Here is a 23,236-nt window from a genome sequence, read left to right on the forward strand (position 1 = left end):
AGGTCGCGGGGTGATTCACGTGGACAGGGCCGGCCCCGCCGTCGGCCTTGAAAAGGATGGATAGTGGCCAGCCCCCGCACATCACTACAAACCCCGGACGGCTTCGTCGTCGCACGCCTGCCCTTCGGCGGTACGTGGCTGACCGAGGTGAGTCCCTCGCGGCAGATCCCAAGCCATGGGTCGGATCTCTTCGCCACCACCTACGCTCTCGACTTCATGGCGGTCGACGAGCGCGACCGCACCGCCCCCACCTGTGGGCCGGCGACCATTTTCGGCGTCGAACCCCCGGGAACTGTTCTACGCGTTCGGCAGCCCGCTGCCGGCACCGGTCGACGGACAGGTCATAGCGATCCATGACGGAGAGCCGGACCAGGTCGCGCGTCGTTCGTTGCCGGCCCTGATTCCGTACAGCCTCACGCAGGGCGGCGCATCCGGCAGGGAATCGGGGCGATCGCTGATAACCACGTGATCATCCGCGACCAGGACACTGAGCATTTTGTTGGCCTGATGCACCTCAAGCTGGGCTCGCTGAGCGTCGCTCAGGAAGACCGAGTCAGGGTCGGCGACCGGATCGGGGCGTGTGGAAACTCCGGGAAGTCGACGCAGCCCCACCTGCACATTCAGGCCATGTCCGGCCCTGACCTCAACACGGCTCGCGGGCTTCCTCTGCGATTCGTGGAGCTTCGCGAGCGGGAGCGGAGTACGCGCTGGTCCGGTAAAAGTCGTGCCCGTGCCTGCCCCGAGCAGAGCACGATCATCACTAGGCCTTGCGGGCCATTATGACGTTGTAGACGCCGGAGACGCCGGGTGCAGTGGGGGTGGCGGGATCAGGCTGTCAGGACTGGTGGTGCTCAGTCAGCCAGCCTCGTACAGGAAGAGCCCGCCGCCCATGGTAGACCGTAACGCCCGCTGATCCCGAGGGCGGGCGTCGCTTCCCCGGCTTGGCGATGGTGCATGCTGCCCTCCGGGAACCGCATGGAGCTCTGTGCACGGTATGCGAGCCCCGTACCCGCATATCGCACACGGGAGGCCGCATAACGGGCGTCACCACCGCAATACAGTGCCCGCGCAGATCGCCAGGCTCGCGTCATCCATACGAGTAGGGCAATGAGATCCCTGGCCTGCCAGTGTATCGCCCGAGGCCAGCCCAGCGGTCCAGGGCAGGGCGAAGACGAAGCGCGACGCCGGCCGCCTGCGCGACTCGCGCCGTCGTCGTCCTCGAGGAACAGTCTGGGCTCCGGTCCCCCTGCCCCGCGCCCGTTCGCTCTCGGGCTGGGACGTTTCACGTGAAACGTCCCAGCCCGAGAGCGAACGGGCGCCGCGAGGACGGAAACGGATCAGGGGTGGACGAGTGGGTGATGGACGAGTGCGTCGTACAGGCCGGGCAGGTCGCCGTCGGCCTCGGCCGCCAGCGGCAGCAGCGAGGTCTCCGTCATGCCAGGCACCACATTGACGTCAACGAACCAGGGGGTTCCGGCGTCGTCGAGAATCAGGTCGGTGCGGGACAGGTTGCCGAGGCCGAGCGTGCGGTGCACCGTCATGGCGGTGCCCTGCACGCGCTCGATAAGCTCGGGGCTGAGCCGTGCGGGCACGAAGTACTCCGAGCGTCCGGGGTTGTACCTGGCGTCGAAGTCGTACTGCCCCTCCGAGACGACCTCGACGGGCGGGAGCGCCCGCAGCCCCTGCCCCGTGTCGACGACGGAGACGGCCACCTCGGTGCCGGGAACGTACTTCTCGATGAGGGCGCGCTCGTCGTAGGAGAAGCAGGCCACCATAGCATTGCGCAGCTCGTCCGCATTGCGGGCCAGGGAGACGCCGAGACCGGACCCGCCCTGATTGGGCTTCACAATGACGGGCAGCCCGAGGTGCGAGGCGACGACGCCGAGCGCCTCCTGCGCCCCGAGCTGGGAGAAGTAGGCCTTGGGCAGAGTGACCGAGTCCGGCGTCAGCACGCCCCCGATCCGCACCGTCGCCTTCGCCGTCGGCTTGAACGAGGCGCGCTGGCACCCGTCGGAGTGCGTCCCCACATAGGACAGTCCGAGGGCGATGAGCACATTCTGGAGTCCCCCGTCCTCCCCGTGCAGCCCGTGGACGAGCGGCCACACGACGTCGGGAGCGAATGCGCGCAGCGACGAGATGGTCCGCGCGTCCACATCCAGGACGAGCACGTCGTGACCGAGGTGCCTGAGGACTGACGCGACGCGATGCCCGGAGCGAAGGGAGACATCGCGCTCGTGGCTGAGGCCGCCGGCGAGAATGGCGACGCGGAGCGGCTCGGTGGAGGCGGGCGCAGTCGTGGGCATGGACTCTGACGACTCGGTCATGGTGATTCCTCAGATCTGATCCGGAGCGGGGGCTGACACGCCTTCGGTGGGATGGGCGGGGAACGGGCCGAAGAGATTGATGAGGTCGAGGTCGTGCGCGACCACCTCGGACAGGCGCCGCACTCCCTCACGGATCTCCACGGGCTCGGGATAGCAGAATGACAGCCGGACGTGATCGTGCCCGGCGAAGCCCCCGGCGTAGAAGGCCGTGCCGGAGACATAGGCGACGAGATTGGTGACGGCGCGCGGCAGCATGTCCTTGGCGTCCAGCCCGTCCGGCAGCCCGACCCACACGTAGAAGCCGCCCGCGGGCACGTTCCACGTGCACGTGGGCATGAACTCCCCGAGCGCGGAGACCATGGCGTCCCGGCGGCCGCGGTACATGCCCCGGAACTCCTCGATCTGGAGCCTCCAGTCGAAGTTGTCCAGGTAGGTGGACACCGAGTACTGGCCGACCGAGCTCGGGCAGAGGATCGCCGCCTCGGAGGCCAGCTTCATCTTCTCCCTGACGGCGGGTGGAGCCACCGCCCAGCCGACCCGGTAGCCGGGCGCGAAGATCTTCGAGAACGAGCTCAGGTACACGACGTCGTCGGGTGCGAGGGTCTTGAGGGCCGTGTAGGTCTGCCCCTCGAAGCCGAGCAGTCCGTAGGGATTGTCCTCCATTATCAGAATGCGGTGCCTGCGGCAGATCTCAATAATGGCAGGACGACGCTCCTCGGACAGCGTGACACCCGCGGGGTTGTGGAAGTTCGGCAGGCAGTAGAAGAACTTCACGTGCCTTCCCTCGCGCTCCAGCCGTGTGATCGTCTCCTCCAGCACCTCCGGGATGACGCCGTCGGCATCGATCGCCACCTGCTGGATATCGGCCTGGTAGGTGGAGAAGATCGACAGGGAGCCGACATAGGTGGGAGCCTCGGCGAGGATCACGTCTCCGGGATCGATGAAGAGCTCAGTGACAATGTCAACGGCCTGCTGGGAGCCGGTGGTGATAATAATGTCCTCTGGATCGGCGTCAATGCCCTCGAGCGCCATGATCTCCGGGATCTGCTCCCGCAGGCGCGGCAGTCCCTGTCCGTTGCCGTACTGGAGCGCCCTCCCCCCGTCCTTGCGGATCATCTGGGCGGTGGCGTCGGCGAGCCGGTCAAGGGGCAGGTCCTTGAGGTTGGGCATCCCGCCGGCAAGTGACACCACCTCGGGCCGGGCGGCGACGGCGAAGAGCGACCGCGTCTCCGAGGCACGCAGGCCGTGGGCGCGGGCGGCATAGCTGTCCAGCCATGGATCGAGCCGATTGCCTTTCACCTGGTTCGCGTCAGTCACGTCGTCGTCCTTCCTGGGCGGGCACCGCCGTAGGAGGCCAGTCTGCCACGGCGGGCCCGTGCCTCGCCGCTCTGCTCCCAGAACGGACCGGAGCGCCTTGGGAGCGCCGGTCGGACCCGACACCGGTTCATGCGCCCCGTCGCGGGGCCGGGATGTGTAAACCGGGCCCATTGGAGGGCGTCGGGGACGATAATGGTGGGGTGCTCTCCCGCGGTGGCGCGACGCCGCAGTTCCTGCAGGGAGGGGACCTAAGCGGTCCTCCGGGTTGGGCCCGGTCGGGGATGAGGTTCGAAGACGGAGGCCATCGCATGAGCGATCAGGACAGGCGCACAGAGCTCGAGAAGCTGGAGGCTGGAGACGTCTACTGCTTCTTGGATCCGGAGGTCGTGGCCCGCAAGGAGTCTGCGGTGGTGGCGTGCCGGAGATTCAATGACGCCGATCCCGCCGACGTCGAGGGGCAGACCCGCATTCTGCGGGAGCTCTTCGGTTCGGCCGGAGCGGATCTCTCTGTGCAGCAGCCGTTCCGGTGCGACTACGGACCCAACATTCATGTTGGTGACGGATTTCTCGCCAATTATAATGTGACTATTCTTGATATTGCGCCGGTGGTCATCGGCGATCATGTCATGATCGGTCCGAACACGCTTATCACAACCGTGGGCCATCCTCTGGATCCTGCGGGCCGGCGTGAAAAGCTCGGCCAGGCCTCCCCCGTGCATATCGGGCACGATGTGTGGCTCGGCGGGAATGCTGTTGTCCTTCCTGGAGTCGCAATAGGCGATAACGTTGTCGTGGCGGCGGGCGCGGTGGTTTCCAAGGATATTCCGGATAATTGCGTGGTGGGCGGAGTCCCTGCCCGCAGGCTCCGGGAGCTCAATGCCGAGAAGAAGGACTGATTCGTTGATTCTGGCGCGAAGCTGAACCGGTCTCGAGCCGGAGCTGAACCGATCTCGGCGAAGGAGGCGGCCGGAAGGGCGTGGGAGGGGCGGCGGGGAGCGGCCGGTCAGGCGCGCAGAGCTCCGGCCTCGATGAGGGCGCGCAGTGGCGCCTCGTCGTCGGCAATGGTCTCCACGTGCTGCGGCAGCGCGAGCAGCCCGGTGATCTCCGGCGGGACGGGCTGGGCCCGCCCCAGCGCCTCGGTCACGGTCCCGCCGAACTTCGCGGCCTTGGCCGTCTCAAGCACGAGGGTCGGAAAGCCCGGCTCCATGAGCCTGAGCGCCACCGTGACGCCGTCGGCCGTGTGCGGGTCGATGAGCCTGCCCGTGGCAGAGTGCACCCGGCGGATGGCGGCCAGCCGGTCGGTGTGGGACGACGATCCCGAGACGAAGCCGAACTCGGCGCCCAGTCGTACCAGGTGATCGGACAGGTCGAGGACGCCGTCGGCCTCCAGCGCGGGCCAGCGGCGGCCGAACTCCTCGGGGCCGAGCAGCTGCCAGATGAAGCGCTCCAGGTTCGACGCCTTGGAGATGTCCATGGAGGGGCTCGATGTCGCCAGCGTCTCCGCGCCCCTGCGCGGACGGTAAATCCCCGTGGAGAAGAACTCGTCGAGAACATTGTTCTCGTTGGTGGCCAGAATGAGGCGCCGGATCGGCACCCCCATGGAGCGGGCCAGGTGGCCGGAATAGATATTGCCGAAGTTCCCGCTGGGCACGGCGACATCCACCTCGGCGCCGGCGCCCCGCTCCTTCTCATCGGTCATCCGCAGCCACGCCCACACATAGTAGACGACCTGCGCGGCAATGCGGCCGATATTAATGGAGTTGACAGCGCCAATGGAATATGCCGCCTTGAACGCGGCGTCATTGTTGAGCGCCTTGACGAGGCTCTGGCAGTCGTCGAAGACGCCGTCGACCGCAATATTGTGAATATTGGTGTCGTCGAGCGAGTACATCTGGGCGCGCTGCACGTCGCTCATCCGCCCCAGCGGGGAGAGCATGAAGACGGCGACGCCCTTCCGGCCCCTGAAGGCGTGCTCGGCCGCGGACCCGGTGTCGCCGCTCGTGGCGCCGAGAATATTGAGCACCTGTCCCCTGCGGCCGAGCACATGGGGAATCGCCTGGCCCAGGAACTGCATGGCCAGATCCTTGAAGGCCATGGTCGGTCCCTCCGACAACCCGACGAGCCCGAGTCCGTCGGCGACGTCGTCGAGCCGGTTCACGGGCACGACGGGCGCCGCGAAGCGCCCGGGCCCGTAGGCCGCACCGGTCAGGGATGCGAGGTCGCTGGCCGGGACGTCCGTGGCGTACAGGCCGATGACCTCGGCGGCGAGCTCGGGGTAGCTCAGCGGCCGCCACCGCTCGAGCCGGCCCCGGTCGACCGCAGGGATGCTCTCCGGCACGACCAGGCCGCCGTCGGGCGCGAGCCCGGACAGGAGCACCTCGGTGAAGTCGGCGGGGGCCATCCCGCCGCGGGTGGAGATGAAGCGCATGGGCGTGCCTTCGCGTCGTCGGTGTGCGGCCGCCTCGAGTCTATAGCGGACCCGCATGCGAGCCGAGCTCCACACCGATGCGCCGGGTCTCGACGGCGCCCGCCTCGGCCGGGCTCCGGGGCGCAGACGGGCGTGCGGGGCCGCCGTCGAGAACAGCGGCCCGCACGCCCCGCTCCCCGCTCCGGGGCGGGCGAGCGGGGCGTGCGGAGGGCCGGCGGATCAGCCGAGCGCCTTGCTGACCTCCTTGGTGAAGGAGCCCTTGGGGCGCGAGCCTGAGAACCGGTGGACGACCTTCCCGCCGCTCACGACGGCGAAGGTCGGGATGGAGCTGACGCCGAAGGACGCGGCGGTGGCCGGGTTGGCGTCCACATCGACCTTGACGAACTTGGCCCGCGGGCCCAGCTCGGCGGCGACCTCATCGACGACCGGCGCCATCTGACGGCACGGGCCGCACCACTCGGCCCAGAAGTCGATGACGACGGGCACCTCCGAGGCCAGCACCTCGGACTCGAAGGTGGCGTCGGTGACGGCAAGAGCGTTGGACATGGTTCTCCTCCAGAGAAGTCGGGTGGATGGTCAGGCGGTGAGAGCTGCGAGGTAGTGCTCGGCGTCCAAGGCCGCGCGGCAGCCGGAGCCGGCGGCGGTGACCGCCTGCTGGTAGTGCGGGTCGGCGACGTCGCCGCAGGCGAAGACGCCGGGGACCGCGGTGCGCTGGGACGGCGCCTCGACGGCGATGTAGCCGGCGTCGTCGAGCTCGAGGACGTCGGCGACCAGCTCGGACCTCGGGACCTGCCCGATGGCCACGAACAGGCCCGCCGCCGGGATGTCGCGCCGCTCCCCGGTGGCCACGTGCTCCAGGGTCACCGACTCCAGGGCGTCCAGGCCGTTGAGAGAGACGACCCTGGAGCTCCAGGCGAAGTCGATCTTCGGGTCCTCCTGGGCGCGCCTGGCCATGACGGCGCTGGCGCGCAGCTCGTCGCGGCGGTGGACGACTGTCACCGAGGAGCCGAAGCGGGACAGGAACAGGGCCTCCTCCATGGCGGAGTCCCCGCCGCCGACGACGACGATCGGCTGGTCCTTGAAGAAGAAGCCGTCGCAGGTGGCGCAGTAGGACACGCCGTGCCCTGACAGCCGGTCCTCGTCCTCCAGGCCCAGCTTGCGGTACTCCGACCCGGTCGAGATGATGACGGCGCGGGCTTCGTAGACGGCGTCGTCGGTGGTGATGCGCTTGACGTCGCCGGTGAGCTCGAGGGCCGTGACGTCCTCATAGCGGATGTCGGCCCCGAAGCGCTCGGCCTGCTCCTGCATCCGGGTCATGAGGTCGGGTCCCATGACGCCCTCGATGAAGCCCGGGTAGTTCTCGACCTCGGTGGTGTTCATGAGCGCGCCCCCTGCGGTGACGGAGCCCGCGAGGACCACGGGGCGCAGCCGGGCGCGTGCCGCGTAGATCGCGGCGGTGTACCCGGCCGGGCCGGAACCGACGATGACGACGTCGTGGATCATGACTCTCCTGACACTGACGAATGGGGCCCGCGAGTCGCGGATGCCTTGCGAGTCATAGAACAGTCCATGAAAAACAGATGTTCCCTAAGATATGCCTATTTAAGAGTGATCTCCGACACGCTCACCTTGGGCTGGCCGTCCGAGGCGGTCGGTAGCTCGGTCACCCAGATGACGATCGACTGGGTGGACGTCGGCGTGAAGTCGAAGCTCGTCGTTCCCGAGGTGAAGGCCCCCTCGGCCAGCATGGTGCCGCCGGTGGGGTCCTCCGGGCTCGTGGCCCGGATCTGGACGTAGCCGCCGCCGCCCGTCCCCTGGATGTCGATGCCCGAGACCTCGGCGGCCTGCTCCAGGGTCACGGCGATGCCCGTGCCGCCCTTCAGATTGCCGAACTTGGAGGTGCTGTAGTGCTGCGACTCCCACGTCGTGGAGGGGTCGCCGTCGACGGTCTTGCCCGCGTTCTCGGGATGGTCCCCCTCCCCCCCGGTCTCGTTGACCGCCCGCGCTCCGGTGATCGTAATGGGCACCTTGGAGGGCTCACTGGTCTGCTCGTCCTGCTGCTCGACCGGCGTGGGCAGCGTGCTGGCCGCAGGGATGTCGGGCTCGAAGAAAGGCAGGTTGAACAGGCCGAGAATGCTGTGCACCGCGTAGATGACGCCCACCAGCATGACCACGACCATGCCGCTGATAATCGCCATGGTGGTGCGCGACACCGAGCGCGCGACCTCCTCCTCCTCGGCGCGGAGGGCCTCGCCCGTGGTGAGCGGCGGGCTCGCCGGCGGCGCGGGGGCGGGCCTGGCACCGGGCGTCCAGCTCTGCGCGCCGCCCTGCCCCACGGCCGGCGCCATGGCGCCGGCCGGCGACGCGGGGTCCGGCGGCGGCGCGGCGGCCTGGGTGGCGGCCGGCGCGAAGCTCCGGGGCGCCTGGGCGACCGCGGCGGCCTGGGTGTCCGCGCCCGTCTGAAAGTCGTCTGAGTCCGGTTCGACGGCCGCGGTCGATGAGTCCGGGCGCGTCCCGGTCGCCCGGCGCAGGCGCGAGAGCACCCCGCGCGGGGCATCAGGCGCGTCCGGCGACGACGGCGAGGCGGCCTCCGAGACCGCCTGCGACAGGAGCGAGGCGTCCCAGGTCCCGAGCGCGTTGGCGACCTCGGCCGCGGACGTCGGCCCGGCGGCGGACCAGGCGCGGGCCACCAGCTCGTCGAGGTCGGCGTCGTCCGGACTCATGGTCATCGCCAGCATGGAGGGCGGCACCGGCACCCCGTCCGACGTCGTCGGGGCCGAGGGGAGCCCCGCGCGCTTGCCCGGCCAGCGCTTCGTCAGGCCGTAGTAGAGCAGCTCGACCAGGGCGCGGGCGTCGGTGCGGTCGGCCTCCAGCGGGTCGGCGTCGTCGCCCTCGTCGCCGGCGCCGTGAGGGTCCAGGCCGAGGATGGCCGCCTCGATGCCGACGCCGGTGACCTGGACGGTGCCGTCGGAGCGCAGCCGGACGGCCTCCGGGGACAGGTTCAGGTGGTGCAGGCCGCGGCGGGAGCAGGCGTCCAGCGCCTGGGCGACCTCGCCGACGATGGCGCGCACCTGGGCCGCGTCCAGGCCCTGGCTGACCAGGGAGGACAGGGGGCGCCCGTCGGCGGGCTCGGTGACGATGAAAGCGGGGTGATCCTTCTCGACGTCGAAGACCCGCTGAATGCGCTGGTCCTCCACCAGGACGGCGCGGCTGGCCGCTTCCAGGACCTCGGCCCGGTGGGGAGTCGCGTCGGTGAGCATGAGGATCGTCACCGTGCGGTCGAGAATGGTGTCCCGCCCGACGTGGCGGACCACCCGTGGGAGCGTCGCGGGCAGGGTGGCGGCCAGTGCGTAGCGCCCGGTGCCGATCGGGGTCGCATCCGTCATGAGGTTGCCTCCTCCCGTGCCGAAGAGCATGAGTGCGTGTGGAGCGAGTGTACCGGGCGTCAGTGCTCGGACAGAGGCCGCTTGGGCGGCCAGGTCCGCGACCGTGGGCGGCGGGGCCGGAACCGCGGGCGGCGGGGCGGGCGCCGGGCGCGGCGCGTCCACGGCCCGCAGCATGGGGCGGTAGGCCGGCGGGTACGACGGCGGAAGCTCGGTGCCCGCGCGGTCGGCGGAGGTCGGCGCCAGGACGTGGGCCAGGTGCAGGACCGCCTCGCCCGCCCTCCCCGGCAGGAGCCGCCCGATCTTGGCCACAATGCGCGACAGTGGGACGAAGAGCACACCGAGCTCCTCGACACGCAGCAGGCGCGCCGCCACCAGGTAGGTGACCGTCATGAACAGGGCCGCCACGAGGACGGTGACCATGGCGTCCGTCGGCCTGGTGCCGGTCAGGGAGCCGTCGGCCGGGCCCAGGATCACCCGGATGCCCGCCCCGACGAGCACCGTCGGCACCGCCGCCGCCAGCAGGCGGGCGTAGGTCGCGATGACGCGGGGGCCGTCGAGGTCGGGCAGGTGCCGTCTGATGAGCGGGATCACCATCGCCGAGCCGCCCACCTGGCTGAGCATGGAGCCCACCGCCGCCCAGGTCATCCAGTGGTTGGCCGGCGCCAGCACGTAGGCGGCCAGGCAGACGATGACCGGGACGATGCCGACGACGGTGTCGGCCAGGAGCAGCCGCTTGGTGTCCGCGTAGGCCAGCATGACGCGCTGGGTCGTGAACCAGATGCCCTGGAAGATGATGCCGACGGCCAGGACCGTGAGGATCGGGCCCGCGGCGGTGGCCTCGGCCAGGGACAGCGAGGGGACGAAGAGCTGGAGCGAGGGCGTGGCCAGGGTCCCGATGCCCGCGGCGAACAGGATGGTGAACACCGCGACGCTGCGCAGCCCCAGCGACAGGTCGTCGCGCACCCCCCGGCGGTCCCCGGCGGCGGCCTTCTCGCTCATACGCGTGAACAGGGCGGTGATAATGGATGTCGTCACCAGCGACTGCGGCAGCATGTAGACCAGCTGGGTGTTGTCGTACAGCGTCTTGGAGGGCACGACGACGCCGTCGTACTGCGGCAGGTAGGCCTCGGTGACGGCCCGGGCGCCCAGGTTCGCCGTCGCGATGTCCCCCAGCGAGACCACCGCCGTGCCCAGCAGCGCCCACAGCGCCACCTTCGACATCGTTCCCAGGCCCATGCCGCGGATCCCCCACACGAAGCGCGGGTGGAAGCCCGAGCGCACCAGGGGGATGTAGAGGATGAGGGCCTGGATGGCGATGCCCGCCGTCGTCGTGGCCCCGATCAGGGCGATGCGGCCCGCGTCCCAGATCTCCGGGCTCTGGCCGGTGGTGTAGCGGCCGTAGATGTGCAGGTAGGCCATGATCGAGGCGATTGAGATGACGTTGTTCAGGACCGGGGACCACATGTAGGGCCCGAAGCTCGACCGGGCGTTGAGCACCTGCCCCCACAGGGCGTACAGGCCGTAGAAGAAGATCTGCGGCATGCACCAGAAGGCGAAGGCGAAGGCCAGCGGCTGCCACTGGTCCAGGCCCGAGGCGTAGAGCATAATGACCAGCGGCGCCGCCACCGTTAGCACGGCCGAGACCGCGGCCATGGCGGCCGAGGCCGCCGTCAGCAGCCGGTTGACGAGCTCCTCGCCGTTGCGCCGGCGCAGCGCCTGCACGATCTGCGGGACGAGGATCGCGTTGAGCACGCCGCCGATCACCAGGTTGTACAGCTGGGTGGGCAGGTTGTTCGCAATATTGAAGGCCTCGGCGGCGCCCGACGCCGTCGCCCCCAGGGCGGCGATCAGCAGGGCGTTGCGCACGAGGCCCAGTAGGCGGCTGGCCAGCGTGCCGGCCGCCATGACGGCGCTCGAACGAGCGATCGACGAGCTGTTGTCCTTGCCGCTCATGTCTTCTCCTCGACGCGGTGGGGCGCTGTCGTGCGCCGCCCGCGACGCACGGTCCGCACGATGCCGCCGACGAGCAGGATGACGAGTCCGGCCCCCATGACCCGGGTGCCCCTGGACTCCCAGTCGGCGTGCACGCGCATGTGGATGGTCTGCGGGGCGCCGACGGCGGTGCCGTCGTTGGCCAGCAGCATGATGGTCAGGTTGACGTCTCCGCTGCCCACGGCCCTGACCGGCACGGTGGCGGTCGTCTGGCCGTCGGCCGGGACCGTGAGGATGACGTCCTTGATCGTCTGCAGGCGCGCCGAGCCGGACAGGACGCGCACAACGACGGTGGCGTCCTGGTTCAGGGACGAGGTGATGCGCACCGGCAGGTTGGCCTCGGCGGCGATCAGGTTGATCGTCCGCGAGGGCATCGCCGTGAGCCTCGCGGTCACCGCGGCGCCGCGCTCGCGGGCCGACTCCGCCATGGACGTGCGGCCCGGCGGATCGGACCGCCATGCGGCCGAGGCGGTGCGCGCCACGACATCGGAGGCCGAGCCGATCGCCGCCTGCGGATCGGGCAGGATCGAGGTCACCGAGCTGAGGTAGTCCCGGGTCGCCCGCGCGGCGGCGAGGTCGGCCGCCGAGGCCTCCTGGTCGCCGACGACCCAGTCGGGCGCGTCGGCGCGGTGCACCTTCGTTCCCTCGTCCTGCTGGGCGGCGGCCTCGGCGGTCAGGGCGCTGAGCCCCTGGGGCGAGGTCCAGGAGGACTCGCGCAGCGCCTTGAGGCGCTCGGCGAGCGCCTTGGTGTCGATGCCGGCCGCGTCACTCCGCTTGAGGGTGACGACGACGGAGCGGCTGAGCGCGGGGGCCTGGCGCGTCATGATCGCCGTCTCGGCGCGCAGCAGCTGGGTGGCGTCCAGGCTCGACAGGTCGGTGGAGGACTCGTCGGTCACCAGCGTGCCGCCGAGGGTGTCGGACAGGTTCGCGTCGGGCGTCAGCACCGTGCGCGAGCCGACGCTGGTGACCTGCGAGGGCGTGTACGTCAGGTCCTCCTCCACCGGCAGGTCCCCTGGGTCGGTGACGACGGTCTGCACGGAGTCGGGCAGTGCGTCCAGCGTCGCCGAGTCCAGGGCGCCGGCCGGCCAGGCCAGCGACGCGGGCGCGCCCGCCGCAACGGTCTGGGAGCCCTCGGTGCGGCTGTAGGCGTCGGCGAGCAGGTCGGTCTCCCCCAGGTGGGTCAGGGCGGCGATGTCCGCGTCGCTCCAGGGCAGGGCGACGACGTCGCCGGCCGCGACGGCCTCAACGAGCGTCTTGGTCAGGGCCTGGCCGGGCCGCTTGTCGGACGGGGACGGGGAGTCCGATGGGGAGGCGGTGGCCGACGGCCCTGCGGACTGCCCGGGCGAGGGGCTCGCCGAGGGCGTCTCGGAGGAGTCGGGGGACGACGTCGGCGCGGGGCTCTCCTCGTCACCGGCCTCGTCGCCCGTGGCGGAGGGGCTCGGGGAGGGCGCGGGCGAGGGCGTCGCGGCGGCCACCGTCTCCCTGGTGACCCCGAGGGCCTCCAGCAGCGCCGGGTCCACCGCCAGGACGACGCCGTCGCCGGCGAGCTCCAGCAGGGAGGTGATCCGCTTGCGCAGGCCCGCCAGAGCGGCGTCCGCGGGCGGCTCGGCGCCCGTGGTCAGAAGCTCCAGGTCCCCGGTCGAGGCCGTCACCGGGATCAGCGTCGTCACGTGCGACCGGCCGGCCTTGGCGCCCGTGTCCCACACGAGGAGCGTGCGGTCCTGGGCGACGGCGGTGCGGCCCTTGGACACCGTCACCTCCAGGCCCCGCGGGCCCCACTGCTGCTCGTCACCGAGGGGGAGGCTGTCGGCGGGGATGGTCACGGAGAAGGTCTTGACCTCGCCGGAGGCGATGCTCTCGCCGAGGTCGCCCTGGTGGACGGAGCGCATGGCGGAGTCGCGCTCCCCGGCCAGCCACGACTCCAGGCCGGTGACGGTCACCTCTGTGGAGCCCTCCATCTGGACCGTGACTGACAGGCCCTCCAGGGCGTCGCCGGTGCCGTTGGCGATGGTGCCGGAGACGGTGAGGTCCTGCCCGGAGGTGATGACCTCGGGGGCCAGGGAGTCCACCGAGAGCGTCGCCTGGCCGTCGATCATCTGGGCCTTCGCCGGCGGGGTCGTCGGGGCGGCGGTGCTTGCGGCGTCGGGCTGAGCGGTCGATGTGGCCTGGGTGGCCGGGGCGAGCAACAGCTCCGTCATATCCGGCCCGTTCGCCGCGTCCGTCACGGTGGCGCCGGTGCTCGGAGGAGGGCTCACGAGGGCGGCGGAGGCGGTCACCGCTGTCACCAGGGCGATCAGCAGGCGCGCCCGGGAGCGGGAGAGACGGCGACGGAGCTTGTTCGGGATCACCCGTCCCCCACGAGAATCTCGCGTGCAGCGGCGACAATGCGCCGCTCGTTGGGATAGGCCAGGCGGCGGGCGACGTCGTCCAGGCTCACCCACTCAACCTCCTCAGCCTCGTGATCCGGATCGTTCTCCGTGGTGAGGCTGCCACTGATCGCCTCAAGGAGAAAGTGGTGAACGACCTTGTGGACACGATGGTCGTCACCGGCGAACCAGTAGTCAATGGTAGCCAGGTGCCGCAGGACGCGGCCGGAGATGCCGGTCTCCTCGGCGATCTCGCGCACGGCCGCCTCCTCGGCGGTCTCACTGCCCTCGAGGTGGCCCTTGGGCAGGCACCACTCGAGGCGTCCGCCGCGATTGCGGCGTGCGATGACGGCGGTGACTGCCCGCCCGCCCTGGACGTCGATCACGAGCCCGCCGGCGCTGGTCTCATCGACCACCGGCAGGAAACGCGCACTCGCGCGCCGCGGCGATGAGCCAGCGCGGGGCTTGCGAGCGCGGTGAGAGGGCATGAGGACACTCTAGGCGGTTCGACTGGGTGGGCGCCGTTCGGGTGCTCGCGGGGAGTCCGCGTGGCAGGCTTAGACCAATGACTCATCCCGCCGCTCCCTCCGCCTCCTCCGCCCCTGGTGCCGCCTCGTCCTCCGGCCCCGGCTCGTCCGCCCTGTCGGGCGGGGCTCCCGCTGCCTCCGCCGTCCCCGTCGGCCCCGCGGCCCACGCGCTGCTCGACGAGGCCCCCGATGCCGCCGGCCTGACCCCCACGGCGCGCCAGGCCCTGCGCACGCTGCCGCCGTCGTTGGCGGCGCTCGGGCACATATTCGCCCGCGCCGGCCACGAGCTCGCGCTGGTCGGCGGGCCGGTGCGCGACGCCTTCCTCGGCGTCGTCCCCCACGACCTGGACTGCGCGACCTCCGCGCGCCCCCAGCAGACCGAGAGGATCCTGCGCGCCTGGGGAGACGCCTGCTGGGACATCGGCAAGGAGTTCGGCACCATCGGGGCGCGCAAGGGCGAGACGATCGTGGAGGCGACGACCTATCGCACCGAGGAGTACGAGGTCGGCTCCCGCAAGCCGGCGGTGGTCTACGGGGACACCCTGGAGGGCGACCTGACTCGCCGCGACTTCACCGTCAACGCCATGGCGCTGCGGCTTCCCGACCTCGAGCTCGTCGACCCGTTCGGCGGGCTGGCCGACATGCGCGCCGGGGTGCTGCGCACGCCCGTGAGCGCCGTGCAGTCCTTCGACGACGACCCGCTGCGCATTATGCGGGCAGCCCGCTTCGCCGCCCAGCTGGGGTTCGACGTCGAGCCCGACGTCATGGCCGCCATGGAGAAGATGGCGCCGCGCCTGGAGATCGTCTCGGCCGAGCGGGTGCGCGCCGAGCTGGAGCGCCTGCTGATCTCGCCGTGGCCGCGCCGCGGGCTCGAGCTCATGGTGCACACCGGGGTCGCCGACGTCGTCCTGCCCGAGCTGGCGGCCCTGGTCGAGACGGTCGATGAGCACAGGCGGCACAAGGACGTCTACGAGCACACCCTGACGGTGCTGGACCAGGCGATGGCCCTGGAGACGGGGCCCGACGGACCGGTGCCCGCCCCCGACCTCGTACTGCGCCTGGCAGCGGTCATGCACGACGTCGGCAAGCCGGCCACGCGCCGCTTCCTGCCGGGCGGCACCGTGACCTTCCACGGCCACGACCACGTGGGCGCCCGCATGACCCGCAAGCGGCTGCGCGCGCTGCGCTTCGACAGGCAGACCGTCAAGGACGTCTCCCGGCTGGTCGAGCTGCACCTGCGCTTTCACGGCTACGCCGACGCCGCCTGGTCGGACTCGGCGGTGCGGCGCTACGTGGCCGACGCCGGGCCGCTGCTGGAGCGCCTCCATCGGCTCACGCGCGCGGACGTCACCACCCGCAACAGGCGCAAGGCCCGCATGCTCGATGCCGCCTACGACGACCTCGAGGCGCGCATCGCCGCGTTGGCCAGGCAGGAGGAGCTCGACGCCATCCGCCCGGACCTCAACGGGGCGCAGATCATGGACGAGCTCGGGGTGGAGCCCGGACCGGTGGTGGGCGAGGCCTACCGCTTCCTGCTGGACCTGCGGATGGAGAAGGGGCCGCTGGGAGAGGAGATGGCGCGCCAGGCGCTGCGCTCCTGGTGGGCGGCGCGCTGAGCTCGCCGCGCCCCTGACTCGCTTACTACGCCTCTTTGTTCCTTACTACGCTCCTTTTCCTCGTACAGTAAGGGACAAAGGAGCGTAGTAAGCGATCGGTGGGGGCGGGGCTCCACAGTCACGGCTCGCGACGGCCCCGTCCACAGGGCTCGACGACGCCGCTCGCGCACGCGGCGTCCGGCGGTGAGCCTGGAACCATGCAGCGCTACCCGGTCCCGCCCGAGCCCCCGCAGGTCCTCTACACCGCCGACCGCAACGACCGCGACTTCTCCGGGCGTGACGATCTCATCCGCGTGAGCCGCGGTGCCTACATGGTGAGGGCCCCCGCGGGCACGCCGCTATGGCGCCTCAAGGAGATGGTGACCCTCGCCCGCTGCGAGGCGGCCCTGCGCGCCTACCCCTCCGCGCTGGCCCTCACCCATGAGGCGGCCGCCGTCGTCCAAGGGCTGTCCCCGATCGAGCAGGAGCCCGGCATACGGGTCGCCGTTGAGACCAACCGGTCCCGCACCACTCGTCCCCTCCCGGGCGTGGCCTACGGCCGGCCGGGCAGCGCGCCCGCCGCCCGGCCGGTGTCGGTGGCGCGCTCCCTCGTGGCGCCGCGCGAGGGGGAGATCGTCGTCGTGAGCGGGCTGCGCGTGACGACGCCGCTGCGCACCGCCGTCGACTGCGCCTTCGACATGCCGGTGCGCGAGTCCCTCCCGATCATTGACGCCGCCCTGCGGCAGGTGTGCCGGCCCGACCGCTTCACCCGGCGTTGCAACGGCGAGATGGACTTGGCGCAGGCGCGCGCAAAGCTCGCCGGCATGGTCGAGGAGCAGGGGCAGCGCAACGGCAAGCGCCGTGCCCGGGCGACGGTCGCCCTGGCGGACCCTTTCGCCGAGTCGCCCGGCGAGAGCGTGCTGCGGTGGGCGGCGGCCGCGGCGGGGCTGCCCGAGCTGGTGACCCAACTGCGTTGGGTTGATGAGGATGGACATGTGTACTACCTCGACCTGGGCTTCGTGGAGGAGGCGGTCGACCTGGAGTTCGACGGCTACGGCAAGCTGGTGACGGCGGAGGACCTGCGGGCGGAGAAGGCCCGCGAAATGGCCCTGCGGCGCGGCGGCTGGACGGTGGGGCGCACCGAGTGGAAGGAGCTGTTCGCCCCCGAGCGCCTGGTGCGGCGGATTGCGGACTTCTTCCCGCCCAAGGTGGCGGGGTGTGCCCGGCGGTGTCGGGATCTGTGGCTGTGAGCGCGCCCCGCCGCGCCCTCTTCTCGCTTACTACGCCTCTTTGTTCCTTACTGTACGAGGAGAAGGAGCGTAGTAAGGAACAAAGGAGCGTAGTAAGCAATCGGCGGGGGCTACGGGCCGAGCAGGGCGGCAGGAACGACGGCGATGCCGTGCCGGTCGCGGTAGGCGTGGCTGCCGGTGGTGACGACGACGGCATCGGCCAGGCGCTCTCCCAGCCGTTCGCGCAGCCACAGCAGATGGCGGGTGTCCCCGGGCCGTGGCGCGGCGGAGGCCTTGACCTCAATGGCGACGACGCGGCGGTCGGGGCCCTCGACAATGAGGTCGATCTCGTGCTCGCCTCCCTTGTCGCGCAGGTGGTGGACGGCGGCGTTGCACAGGGAGGCGTAGACCCGGACGCTCTGGGTGACCAGGGACTCGAAGAGGGGGCCCAGCATCCGGGTGCGCCTGGGGACCCCCTTCAGGGCTGTCTGGGCGGGCCTGCCCACACCGAGCAGGCCGGCGGCCCCGGTGCGCAGGAGGCGCGCCGCCAGAGCCGGGTCGCACAGCTGGTGCTTGTCACTCGTGGTGAGTCGTTTGAAGTCGTTCTCGGAGGGGCTCCAGCCGCGCACCGGCTCCAGGATCCACATCTCCTCCAGCAGGTCGCGGTACTGGCGCGTGGTGGAGGCCGCGGGCGTAGAGCCCTCTCTGCTGGTGGCGGCCGCGGCGATCGAGCCGTAGGAGGCCGTGGTCGCCACGCCGGCGGCATAGGCGCGCAACCAGTCCGTGAGGGTCCGGGTGCGCCGCGCGCGCCCGTCGGCCAGGTCGTGGCGGACAGTCTGCTCCAGGTAGGCGTCGAGCTGTGCCTCGCGGGCGACGGGCGGAAGGTCGCGGATGCCCGGGAAGCCGGAGCGGAGGATCTCATCGACGTACCGGCCCAGGTCGATCGGAGTGCTTCCCTCGATGGCGCCCGTCCCGTCCCCCGCTATCAGGGCCGCCAGTGAAATGGTGGGTGCTTCCAGGGAGCGCTCGGCCAGGCTGAGCGGCCACATGCGGATATTGACGATGCGCCCGGCCCCCGTGTGCACGGGCGCCTGCGCCGGCGAGGCGGAGCCGGTGAGGATGAAGCGCCCCGGTGCGGGGTCGTCGTCGACGGCGCGCCGCACCCTGTCCCAGGTCTCCGGCAGCCGCTGCCACTCGTCGAGGACCACCGGGTAGTCGAGGGACGCGGTGAAGCGCCTCCCCAGGTGCACGAGCTGGGCGCGCTCGTCCGGGTCGTCGACGGCGATGAGGGTCCGCGCGTGACGTGAGGCCGTCCAGGTCTTGCCGACGCCGCGGGCGCCCTCGATATTGACAGCCGGAAGCCCGTCGAGCAGCGTGGCGAGCCGGGTGTCGATGAGGCGGGAGTACGGCGGGCTCATGCGCCGCCCGGCTCCCGCCGCCCGCACCGCGCAACGTCCCCTCGGCGAGGGCCGCGCCCCTGCTGCCGACAGTGCCAGCCCCACGAAACACTCACAATCGTCGGGATCAAACACTCGCTTCCGTCGGTCATATGGACTCACTTTCGTCGCTTTTCATAGAAGAGACAGGTGACACGCAGATGGCGGTAGTGTAGCCTGCATCTCGATGCCCCGTGGTCTGCGCGAGCTCTCCGCCTGTGCGGATGTAGAGGAGTTCTCTTGGTTCGGCATGTTGACGAAGAGGACCGAGCCCCGAGTGATCGGGGGATCGAACGTTTTATTGGTAAGTGAAGGAGTTTGTCCTGTGCTGCCGGAGTTCCCGCCGGTGTTCCGCGCCGCCACCGGGTACGAGCCCCGCGCTTACCAGGAGCGGCTCGCCGAACGCCTCGCCGCAGGCGATGTTCCGCCCATCCTCGACGTCCCGACCGGCATGGGCAAGACCCTGGCCGTGCTCCTCTCCTGGCTCCACGCGCTCGCGGCCGACGCCGACAGCGGTGGCGCCCGGCTGGTCGCGCTGCGCCTGCACATCGTCGTCGACCGCAGGGTCGTCGTCGACGACGCTCACCGGAGCGCCTGCGACCTGGCGGACCTGGTCAATGGCGCCGTCGAGGGTCCGTTGGCGGCGCTCGCCTCCATCCTGCGCGGCCGCTTCGGCCTCGGCCCGGACGAACCGGTCCTCGAGGTGCGAAGGCTGCGGGGCGGCCTGACGCCCGACCTGACAGAGCACACCCGCAGCCCCGCCCGCCCCGCCGTCGTGGTCGGCACCCTGGACATGGTCTGCTCCCGTCTGCTCTTCCGCGGCTACCAGCTCTCCGCCGGGCGCCGCAGCATCGACGCGGCCCTGACCGGGCTCGACTCCTGGTGGGTGCTCGACGAGGCGCACCTGTCGGCGCAGGCGCGCACCACCCTGGAAACGCTTCAGACGTACGAGTCGGCGCTCGAGGACCGGTTCGGCGGAGCTGTTCCGGGGCTGCGGGTCATGGCCATGAGCGCCACCCCCGGCGGCGGGGCCGACGGCGCGCTCATCTGGGACGCGGACGAGGAGGAGCGGCGCGACCCGGCGCTGGCACGGCGTCGCCGGGCCCGGGACGCCATACCCGTCACGCTGACCGAGACCGGGGGGAGCAGTGTCAAGGCCGTGACCGAGGCGGCTGCGGGAATCGTGCCGGAGCTCGGCAACGGGAACAGCCTGGTCGTCTTCTGCACCACGGTCGCCGACGCCAAGGCTGTCATGACCAGACTCAGCAGGCCGTGCAGGCGCAGCGGCGTCGCCCTGGAGCTGCTCACCGGCGGCATGCCGGAGCGCTTCACCCGGACCGTCGTCGACCGGCTCGAGCCGTACCGCACCGGGAGCGAGAACCGGGCCCAGGCCGGGCCCGTCGTCGTCGTGGCCACCTCCACCCTCGAGGTGGGGGCCGACCTGGACTTCACCCACCTCATCACCCAGGCCTGCGGCGCGGACTCACTTACCCAGCGGCTCGGCCGCGTCAACCGCGTGGGTGCGCGCCAGGACGGTTCGGTGACGATCATCCGCGCGGCCAGCGGGTCCGATCCCATTCACGGGGACGCCGCCGACGCCGTCGCCCGGCTCATTGCGGACGCGCCCGTGCTCGGGGAGGCGGTGAGGCGTCTGCGCGAGGCGAGCGACCCCGCGGCGCTTCGCCGCCCCCAGCAGGTTCCGGTCGTCATCCCGCCGACCGTGCTGCGCGCCTACCTGCGCACGGCCGGCTCCAGGAACGACTCGCCGGTGGCGCCCTGGATCCGCGAGCTCGCCGACCCGCGGGCCGAGGTCACCGTCGTCGTCCGGAACCGTGTCGACCTTGTGGCCGAGGGGCCGCTCCTGGCCGATCTTGAGGACTTCCCACCCGACCTGCGGGCCGAGGGCTGGACACTGCGGATGGCCGACACGCGCAGGGCGGTTCAGGCCGCCCTCAGGACGGCCCCGGTCATTGCGCTCGACCCGGTCCGCGAGAAGCCACCCCGGGTACTGACGGAAGCGCGCGAGGCGGAGGCCGTGAGTCCCGGCGCCGTCCTGGTCATCGACTCGCGCGCGGCCGAGGGAGTCCTCGGGATCGCCGGCGCCGGGAAGGACCTGTCCGACCGCCTGCTCCTGCCGGGGGCGGACCTCGAGGACTTGCACGAGAAGGTGGAGGCCGAGGCCCTGTCCGGGGAGGGTGCCGGGACGCCGCGCGTCATTCTCACCGACCTCGGCGGGGAGGCCGACGTCGAGGGGCGGACGCGTGCCGACACCCTGCGCGAGATCGTCGAGGAGGTCGCCGCCCCCGAGGGCTGGGTGCTGACCGCCGACATCCTGGGCGAGGACTCCGAGTGCCCCTGGCTGCGCCTCTGCCTCGCCCGACCGGCGGGCCAGGAGCTGCTCCGCGCCGTCCCGCTGAAGGAGCACAGCCGTGACGTGAGCGAGTGCGCGAGGCGGTGGGCGCGCGCTATCGGCCTGCCCGAGGACGTGGTGGGCGACCTCGCCATGGCGGGCGCCTATCACGATGCCGGCAAGGCCGAGCTCGGCGCCTTCCAGTCCGCCCTGCGGATGAAGGAGGAGGACGGCTGGCTTGCCTTCGCGGAAGGGGACGAGGGCGGCGCGGCATCGGTGCCGCTGGCCAAGTCCGCGCTGCCCCGGCGCCTGTGGCGGCGCTCGACCGCGCTCGCCGGGGTCCCCCGGGGCTGGCGGCACGAGGCGGCCTCGGCGCGGGTGCTCGACGAGACGGTCGCCGCCGGGACCCTGCGGCCCCACGACGTCGAGCTGGTGCGCCACCTCATCCTCACCCACCACGGCCTCTACCGCGGGCCAGGGCCCATCTGCCCGCAGGACGACGGTGCGGGCGAGCCCTACCTGGATCCCGCCTGCCCCCGGTGGGCCGCGCAGATCGAGTCCTTCCACCGGCTCAACGAGCGCTACGGCCCCTACGGGCTGGCCCTGACCGAGGCCGTCCTGCGGCTCGCCGACTGGGAGGTCTCCCGGAAGGAGCAGGAAGACCATGAGCGAGATGAGTGAGATGTCCGCACCGGCTGAGCGGCCGACCGACCACCAGCACCCGCTCGCGGCCCTGTCTGGGCACCGCCCCGCCCACGTCCTGGCCTGCTGGGGGCTGGCCTCTCTTCTTCCCGGGGCAACGCTCCACTTCGAGGGCGACTGGGCGGTGCCGGTGCTCACCTGGGACGGCGATGCGGAGGCTCTGGCGCAGGTCGCCGCGGAGGCCCTGGTTGCCGGCACGTGGGACCTGGAGAGCCGGATGCCGCAAGAGCTCCAGGCGCTGAAGCCGAAGGAGTACCAGACGACGACGCCGAGCCGGACAGTCGCCAATGCGCTGGCCCGTGCGGCGTGGGAGGCCTGCCGGGAGCCGGCTGTGCTCGCCGGGTCCGGCATTGTCCAGACCTACGACCTGTCGGCGTCATCGGGGCCTGTCAAGGAGCCAGACGTCCGGGTGCGCTCCGCGGCGCTCACCCTGCTCAGCGGCAAGAGCTACACCGCCAAGTCCGTGCAGGACACCTGGGCCCTGCTCGGAGCGGAAACGCGTGAGGCCGCCCGGGATGCCGCCGCGGTTGAGATCGCCCGTCTGCTCGACGGGCGCCTGGCCGTGGCCGAGGCCAAGCCGGGGCTGCGGTTCTCCGCCGCCCAGCCCACCCCGCGGCTCACGAGCGGCTCGGAGAAGTGCGATGTCCACCCGCTCATCGATCTGCTGGCCTTCTGCGGACAGCTCCTCCTTCAGCCCGCACAGCAGGCGATGTCGGGCTCGCGCAAGGTGCTCACCTGGGTGCTCAACCCCGTGCCCCTGACCGTCACCACGATCGTCGACCTTCATGAGTCGCCGCCGGCTCACCTGCCCTGGCCGAGGTGGAGCTCGGCGATCCAGTCCACCAAGGGAACCGCCAGGATCACCTTCCTGGCTCCCGCGAGGCAGGAGACCGCCGCTGATGTCCGAGGAGGATCCCGTGCCTGACCAGATCATCACCCTGCCTCTGGCCCGGGCCTTGCCGTCCCTGGGCGGCCCCGACGGCATCCATCGTCTTGCCATGTCCTTCCTCCCGGACCTGGCGGGCGCCTCTCGGGCCGCCCGCGCGGACCTCGGCGTCCTCTACCGCCTGGCACTGCCCACCGACGTCGGCGGGCGCAGCGGGCATGCTGCGATCCTGTTCCGCGCCCCCTTCGATATCGACGGCGCCGAGCACATCGAGGCGCCGGACGCCTTCGCCGTCGGACAGCGCTTCACCGTGCGGGTCGTGGCCGAGAAGCGCCACCAGGACCCCGAGGGCCGTAGTCACTCCCGTCCCGTCTTCGACGAGGAGGCCGAGGCCTGGGCCCGGGGCCTGCTGGCCCGTCGCGGCATCGAGGCCGACGCCGTCGTCGCCTCCGAGCGGTGGAGGGTGGGATCGCCCGCCGAGCGGCCCCATTCGCGGCGCACTCGACGCACCGAGGCCGGTCGGAGGGCCGATCCGCCCAAGGGACGGTCCTTCACGGTGCGGGACCTCACCGCCACTATCACCGGTCTCGCTGAGGGCTGCGATGCCTACACCCGTGGGATTGGGCGCGGGAAGGCCTTCGGCTACGGCATGCCGATCGTCCTGTGAGCCTGCCCGCCTGCTCGATCTTCCTCTGCTC

Annotated in this window: 16 protein-coding genes; 7 read left to right on the forward strand and 9 right to left on the reverse strand. The window is 71.2% G+C overall.

Going from position 1 to position 23,236, the window contains the following annotated elements:
• Positions 1–465 precede the first annotated feature (465 nt).
• On the forward strand, positions 466–783 hold the full coding sequence (locus tag O145_RS18915; RefSeq protein WP_267489913.1) for a M23 family metallopeptidase: 318 nt from the start codon (positions 466–468) through the stop codon (positions 781–783).
• A gap of 554 nt (positions 784–1,337) precedes the next feature.
• On the opposite strand, the gene O145_RS04275 is transcribed toward O145_RS18915, so the two are convergent.
• Together O145_RS04275 and O145_RS04280 are read right to left on the reverse strand one after the other, a co-directional pair.
• Positions 1,338–2,324 (reverse strand): D-alanine--D-alanine ligase family protein, encoded by a 987-nt coding sequence (locus tag O145_RS04275; RefSeq protein ID WP_043560179.1) that lies wholly within the window; start codon positions 2,322–2,324, stop codon positions 1,338–1,340.
• Positions 2,325–2,333: 9 nt separating this feature from the next.
• Complete coding sequence (locus O145_RS04280; RefSeq protein WP_043560182.1) at positions 2,334–3,641, reverse strand: aminotransferase-like domain-containing protein; 1,308 nt, start codon at positions 3,639–3,641, stop codon at positions 2,334–2,336.
• Positions 3,642–3,949: 308 nt separating this feature from the next.
• Here O145_RS04280 and O145_RS04285 point away from each other — a divergent pair, with 308 nt between their 5' ends.
• On the forward strand, positions 3,950–4,537 hold the full coding sequence (locus O145_RS04285; protein WP_043560184.1) for a sugar O-acetyltransferase: 588 nt from the start codon (positions 3,950–3,952) through the stop codon (positions 4,535–4,537).
• 107 nt (positions 4,538–4,644) lie between these two features.
• Here the strand turns inward: O145_RS04285 and thrC are convergent, their stop codons facing one another.
• The 6 genes from thrC to O145_RS04315 form a co-directional block, all read right to left on the reverse strand.
• On the reverse strand, positions 4,645–6,069 hold the full coding sequence (thrC, locus tag O145_RS04290; protein ID WP_043560187.1) for a threonine synthase: 1,425 nt from the start codon (positions 6,067–6,069) through the stop codon (positions 4,645–4,647).
• 219 nt (positions 6,070–6,288) lie between these two features.
• The gene (gene trxA / locus O145_RS04295) at positions 6,289–6,615 is read right to left on the reverse strand and encodes a thioredoxin (protein WP_043560190.1); all 327 of its coding nucleotides are present in this window, start codon (positions 6,613–6,615) and stop codon (positions 6,289–6,291) included.
• A 30-nt stretch (positions 6,616–6,645) separates the two neighbouring features.
• Positions 6,646–7,572 (reverse strand): thioredoxin-disulfide reductase, encoded by a 927-nt coding sequence (gene trxB / locus O145_RS04300; RefSeq protein WP_043560194.1) that lies wholly within the window; start codon positions 7,570–7,572, stop codon positions 6,646–6,648.
• 95 nt (positions 7,573–7,667) lie between these two features.
• Entirely contained in the window at positions 7,668–11,408 is a 3,741-nt protein-coding gene (locus tag O145_RS04305; RefSeq protein WP_043560197.1) for a lipid II flippase MurJ, read from the reverse strand.
• Positions 11,405–13,795 carry a DUF6049 family protein gene (locus tag O145_RS04310; protein WP_229118344.1) on the reverse strand — a complete coding sequence of 797 codons (2,391 nt, stop codon included), beginning with the start codon at positions 13,793–13,795 and terminating at the stop codon, positions 11,405–11,407. Before O145_RS04310 ends, O145_RS04305 begins: the two co-directional genes overlap by 4 nt.
• Positions 13,792–14,301 (reverse strand): NUDIX hydrolase, encoded by a 510-nt coding sequence (locus O145_RS04315; RefSeq protein ID WP_043560200.1) that lies wholly within the window; start codon positions 14,299–14,301, stop codon positions 13,792–13,794. Before O145_RS04315 ends, O145_RS04310 begins: the two co-directional genes overlap by 4 nt.
• 77 nt (positions 14,302–14,378) lie before the next feature.
• On the opposite strand from O145_RS04315, the gene O145_RS04320 reads away from it, so the two are divergent.
• Both O145_RS04320 and O145_RS04325 read left to right on the forward strand, forming a co-directional pair.
• Positions 14,379–15,956, forward strand: coding sequence for a CCA tRNA nucleotidyltransferase (locus O145_RS04320; protein WP_043560203.1), 1,578 nt, complete (start codon positions 14,379–14,381; stop codon positions 15,954–15,956).
• Between the two features lie 197 nt (positions 15,957–16,153).
• Positions 16,154–17,185 (forward strand): hypothetical protein, encoded by a 1,032-nt coding sequence (locus O145_RS04325; RefSeq protein WP_052374659.1) that lies wholly within the window; start codon positions 16,154–16,156, stop codon positions 17,183–17,185.
• 110 nt (positions 17,186–17,295) lie between these two features.
• Here the strand turns inward: O145_RS04325 and O145_RS04330 are convergent, their stop codons facing one another.
• Positions 17,296–18,582 carry an ATP-binding protein gene (locus tag O145_RS04330; RefSeq protein ID WP_043560205.1) on the reverse strand — a complete coding sequence of 429 codons (1,287 nt, stop codon included), beginning with the start codon at positions 18,580–18,582 and terminating at the stop codon, positions 17,296–17,298.
• A 343-nt stretch (positions 18,583–18,925) separates the two neighbouring features.
• Here O145_RS04330 and cas3g point away from each other — a divergent pair, with 343 nt between their 5' ends.
• The 3 genes from cas3g to O145_RS04345 are packed head-to-tail and all read left to right on the forward strand — an operon-like array spanning position 18,926 to position 23,205.
• Positions 18,926–21,631: a type I-G CRISPR-associated helicase/endonuclease Cas3g gene (cas3g, locus tag O145_RS04335; protein WP_043560208.1), complete on the forward strand. Its 2,706-nt coding sequence runs from the start codon at positions 18,926–18,928 to the stop codon at positions 21,629–21,631.
• Positions 21,615–22,577 carry a hypothetical protein gene (locus tag O145_RS04340; protein WP_229118345.1) on the forward strand — a complete coding sequence of 321 codons (963 nt, stop codon included), beginning with the start codon at positions 21,615–21,617 and terminating at the stop codon, positions 22,575–22,577. The genes cas3g and O145_RS04340 overlap by 17 nt, the downstream gene beginning before the upstream one ends.
• Positions 22,570–23,205 carry a type I-E CRISPR-associated protein Cas6/Cse3/CasE gene (locus tag O145_RS04345; RefSeq protein ID WP_043560348.1) on the forward strand — a complete coding sequence of 212 codons (636 nt, stop codon included), beginning with the start codon at positions 22,570–22,572 and terminating at the stop codon, positions 23,203–23,205. The genes O145_RS04340 and O145_RS04345 overlap by 8 nt, the downstream gene beginning before the upstream one ends.
• Positions 23,206–23,236: the final 31 nt, after the last annotated feature.

This window comes from Actinomyces israelii DSM 43320 (genome assembly GCF_000711965.1).
GTDB classification, from domain to species: Bacteria; Actinomycetota; Actinomycetes; order Actinomycetales; family Actinomycetaceae; genus Actinomyces; species Actinomyces israelii.

Coding starts and splice junctions, on each gene's coding strand:
- O145_RS04275 (WP_043560179.1), bottom strand. CDS start 2,324: ATGACCGAGTCGTCAGAGTCCATGCCCACGACTGCGCCCGCCTCCACC.
- O145_RS04285 (WP_043560184.1), top strand. CDS start 3,950: ATGAGCGATCAGGACAGGCGCACAGAGCTCGAGAAGCTGGAGGCTGGA.
- thrC (WP_043560187.1), bottom strand. CDS start 6,069: ATGCGCTTCATCTCCACCCGCGGCGGGATGGCCCCCGCCGACTTCACC.
- trxA (WP_043560190.1), bottom strand. CDS start 6,615: ATGTCCAACGCTCTTGCCGTCACCGACGCCACCTTCGAGTCCGAGGTG.
- trxB (WP_043560194.1), bottom strand. CDS start 7,572: ATGATCCACGACGTCGTCATCGTCGGTTCCGGCCCGGCCGGGTACACC.
- O145_RS04305 (WP_043560197.1), bottom strand. CDS start 11,408: ATGAGCGGCAAGGACAACAGCTCGTCGATCGCTCGTTCGAGCGCCGTC.
- O145_RS04315 (WP_043560200.1), bottom strand. CDS start 14,301: ATGCCCTCTCACCGCGCTCGCAAGCCCCGCGCTGGCTCATCGCCGCGG.
- O145_RS04320 (WP_043560203.1), top strand. CDS start 14,379: ATGACTCATCCCGCCGCTCCCTCCGCCTCCTCCGCCCCTGGTGCCGCC.
- O145_RS04325 (WP_052374659.1), top strand. CDS start 16,154: ATGCAGCGCTACCCGGTCCCGCCCGAGCCCCCGCAGGTCCTCTACACC.
- O145_RS04330 (WP_043560205.1), bottom strand. CDS start 18,582: ATGAGCCCGCCGTACTCCCGCCTCATCGACACCCGGCTCGCCACGCTG.
- O145_RS04340 (WP_229118345.1), top strand. CDS start 21,615: ATGAGCGAGATGAGTGAGATGTCCGCACCGGCTGAGCGGCCGACCGAC.